General features: G+C 64.7%; 5 protein-coding genes. 3 read left to right on the forward strand and 2 right to left on the reverse strand.

Translation table 11 applies throughout. The features are described from left to right. The coding region (locus C1D09_RS33500; RefSeq protein ID WP_208760419.1) for a hypothetical protein at nt 1–215 on the reverse strand (215 nt) is incomplete at its 3' end. 37 nt (nt 216–252) lie between these two features. Next, the gene (locus tag C1D09_RS34115) at nt 253–384 is read right to left on the reverse strand and encodes a hypothetical protein (protein WP_281288631.1); all 132 of its coding nucleotides are present in this window, start codon (nt 382–384) and stop codon (nt 253–255) included. Between the two features lie 110 nt (nt 385–494). Here C1D09_RS34115 and C1D09_RS33245 point away from each other — a divergent pair, with 110 nt between their 5' ends. The 3 genes from C1D09_RS33245 to dapB all read left to right on the forward strand — a co-directional run. After that, nucleotides 495–668: a hypothetical protein gene (locus C1D09_RS33245; RefSeq protein WP_167514719.1), complete on the forward strand. Its 174-nt coding sequence runs from the start codon at nt 495–497 to the stop codon at nt 666–668. A gap of 100 nt (nt 669–768) precedes the next feature. Continuing rightward, nucleotides 769–2,862 (forward strand): ATP-dependent helicase, encoded by a 2,094-nt coding sequence (locus C1D09_RS23455; RefSeq protein WP_143976522.1) that lies wholly within the window; start codon nt 769–771, stop codon nt 2,860–2,862. A gap of 8 nt (nt 2,863–2,870) precedes the next feature. Continuing rightward, the coding region (gene dapB, locus C1D09_RS23460; protein WP_143976523.1) for a 4-hydroxy-tetrahydrodipicolinate reductase at nt 2,871–3,641 on the forward strand (771 nt) is incomplete at its 3' end.

Here is a 3,641-nt window from a genome sequence, read left to right on the forward strand (position 1 = left end):
CTGTTGCGGGATGACGGATGCGCGGGCGGAGCTGGATAAAGGCGTTGCGTCAGGACGAGGCTCGGCAGGTGCGTGCGCGCATCGCCGAACTCGAAAGAAACCTTACAGTGGCATCGCCGGCCCGAGGCCGGCAGCTGCAACAGGACGCCGGCCACGAACTGCGCAATGCCAAGTTCCGCCTTGAGCTGCTTGAGGAATGCATCGCTGCAATGCATTGAAGTTTCGGCGGGTCCTCATTGCACCGGAACGATCTCAGCGGCTGACGGCCCCCATGTCCATGACAGGATTGCGTGCGGCATCAGGAGCCTTGGTCGGCGGCAACTTGTTGTCGCAGGCCGAGACGGCCAAAACCACCAAAACAAGGGCTAATACCAGCCTCGTCATCGCTATAGCCTCCGCCTTGTCAACGACATGCCATCGGTTTGGTTGCGAACTTCGCGTGATGGAACAAACCGTCATGTTACCGGTTGACCCTGATCAGAGGAGACCACAGCATGATCCGTTTGCTTCTGGCAGGTACCTTGGCCTTTCTCGCCTACCGCCTTGCGCGCAAGACGATCGACGAGGTGCCCGGTGACATCGATCCGCTGCTGCTGCCCGCGTCGAGAAGTGACCGCGATGCTCTGCGCCGCCAATCGGCGGCCATGGGTGTCGATCCCCGACGGTAAAGCAATTCACCATGTAGCGCTTTCCATCGTGAATTGCGTCAAAGGGCCCGTCGCGCCGCTTCTATGTTGCGAACAAAGCAGAAACGATGCTTGATGGGCGATGAACCTCGCCACCCATGATTCGACCTTTGTGGAATCGACTCCCCAGCCCGTCTATCTCGCGCGGCTGAACGACGCCCAGCGCCAGGCCGTCGAACATGGCGACGGCAAGATCGCCGGGCCGTTGCTGGTCATCGCAGGCGCCGGCTCGGGCAAGACCAACACGCTGGCGCATCGCGTCGCCCATCTCATCGTCAGAGGCGCGGACCCGCGCCGTATCCTCTTGATGACCTTTTCGCGGCGCGCCGCATCCGAAATGGCGAAACGAGTCGAACGTATCGCCGGCGAAGTGCTCGGCCGCGACGCCGCGGTGATCACCGATGCGCTGACCTGGGCCGGCACTTTTCACGGCATCGGCGCCCGGCTGTTGCGCGACTATGCGCTGGAGATCGGCCTCGACCCCGCCTTCACCATCCATGATCGCGAGGATTCCGCCGACCTGATGAACCTGGTGCGCCACGAACTCGGCTTCTCCAAAACGGAAGCGCGCTTTCCGACCAAGGGCACCTGCCTTGCCATCTATTCGCGCGCCGTCAACGCGCAGGCGCCGCTCGGCGAAGTGCTGGGAGCCGCCTTTCCCTGGTGCGCCGGTTGGGCCGAGCAGTTGAAACAACTGTTCGCCGGTTACGTCGAGGCCAAGCAGGCGCAGAACGTGCTCGACTATGACGATCTGCTGCTCTACTGGGGCCAGATGGCGGCCGAGCCGGAAATAGCGGCGCATCTGGGCGGGCGTTTCGATCATGTCCTGGTTGACGAATACCAGGACACCAACCGGCTGCAGGCTTCGATCCTGATGGCACTGAAACCCGACGGCGCCGGGCTGACGGTGGTCGGCGACGATGCGCAGTCGATCTATTCGTTCCGCGCCGCCGAGGTGCGCAACATCCTCGATTTTCCAAAACAGTTCGCGCAGGCCGCCGATGTGGTGATGCTTGAGCGCAATTACCGCTCGACGGAAACCATTCTGGCCGCCGCCAATGCGGTGATCGGCGAGGCTTCGGAGCGCTTCACCAAGAACCTTTGGTCGGAGCGCAAATCCACCGACAAACCAAGGCTGGTAAGCGTTCGCGACGAGGTCGAGCAGGCCAACTTCGTGTGCGATACCATCCTCGCCGAGCGCGAGGCCGGTACTGCACTGAAATCGCAGGCTGTGCTGTTTCGCGCCTCGCACCACAGCGGGCCGCTGGAGATCGAGCTGACGCGGCGCAACATTCCCTTCGTCAAGTTCGGCGGCCTTAAATTCCTCGACGCCGCCCATGTCAAGGATGTGCTGGCGGTGCTGCGCTTTGCCGAAAACCCGCGTGACCGCGTCGCCGGCTTTCGCGTTCTGCAGCTGATGCCGGGTATTGGCCCTTCGGTTGCCGCGCAGATCGTCGAGACGATGACGACAGCGCTGGATGAAGCGATGGGCTTGGCCGGATGGCGGCCGCCGCAGCGCGCCGCGGATGACTGGCCGGGTTTCGTCTCGCTCTATTCCGGCCTGCGGGCCGGCGCCAAATGGCCGGCCGATCTCGAACAGGTCAGGCTCTGGTACGAGCCGCATCTGGAACGCATCCATGAGGATGCCATCACGCGCCGCGCCGACTTGTTGCAGCTCGAGCAGATCGGCTCGGGTTACGCCTCGCGCGAGCGCTTCCTGACCGAACTCACGCTCGATCCGCCGGATGCGACCAGCGACCAGGCTGGCCCCCCGCATCGCGACGAGGACTATCTGATCCTTTCGACCATCCACTCGGCCAAGGGCCAGGAGTGGAAGAACGTCTTCGTGCTCAACACCGTCGATGGCTGCATCCCGGCCGATCTCGGCGTCGGCACCAAGGAGGATATTGAGGAGGAGCGCCGGCTGCTCTATGTGGCGATGACGCGGGCCAAGGACAGCCTCAACCTCGTCATGCCGCAGCGCTTCTTTCCCCATGGCCAGGCCGCACGCGGCGATCGCCATCTCTATGCCTCGCGCACGCGCTTTATCCCGGCCTCGATTCTCGCTGCGTTCCAGCAGATGTCGTGGCCGGGCGCACAGGCGGCACAGGGCAGCGCGCCCCGGCCGGACGTGCGCGTCGATATCGGCGCGCGCATGCGCGGCATGTGGAAATAGCTGAAATCATGGTGCAACCGCCGATCAGGGTCGCCGTCGCCGGGGCGTTGGGCCGCATGGGGCGGCAGATGGCGGAGGCCGTTCTGGCCGATCCGCGGCTGGCGCTTGCCGCCCGCTTCCATCGCCCAGGCAGTGTCGGAGACGGGCTGGTGAGCCGCGACGAGGCGCTCGCCGTGGCCGATGTGGTGATCGATTTCACCATGCCGGCGGCCTCGGCCGATCTGGCGAGGGTTTGCGCAAACCGGGGCGGCCCCGCTTTGGTGATCGGCTCGACCGGTTTCGATGCCGTCGAACTGGCTGATATTACCGCTGCCGCGAAAACCGTTCCCATCGTCCGCTCCGGCAGTTTTTCGCTCGGACTGAACATGCTGGTCGGGTTGGTCGAGCGGGCGGCAAGAGCGCTCGCCCCCGAAGATTGGGACGCCGAGATCTTCGAGGCGCATCATCGCCACAAGATCGACGCGCCGTCAGGTAGCGCACTGATGCTGGGGCAGGCCGTCGCCGGTGGACGCGGCGTCGGCCTGGACGCGGTCGCAAGGCGCGTCCGCGGTGGCGTCACCGGAGCGCGGCCGGTCGGCGAGATCGGTTTTGCGGTGGTTCGCGGCGGCAGCATCGTCGGCGAACACAGCGTCAGCTTCTGCGCCGAAGGCGAGCTTGTCACCGTGTCGCACGCCGCCGGGGACCGCATCATGTTCGCGCGTGGCGCCATCGCCGCGGCGCTCTGGGTGTCGGGACGTTCGCCCGGCGAATACGATATGCGCGACGTGCTTGGGTTGGAC

It is taken from the genome of Mesorhizobium intechi, from assembly GCF_002879535.1.
In the GTDB taxonomy this organism is placed as follows: domain Bacteria; phylum Pseudomonadota; class Alphaproteobacteria; order Rhizobiales; family Rhizobiaceae; genus Mesorhizobium; species Mesorhizobium intechi.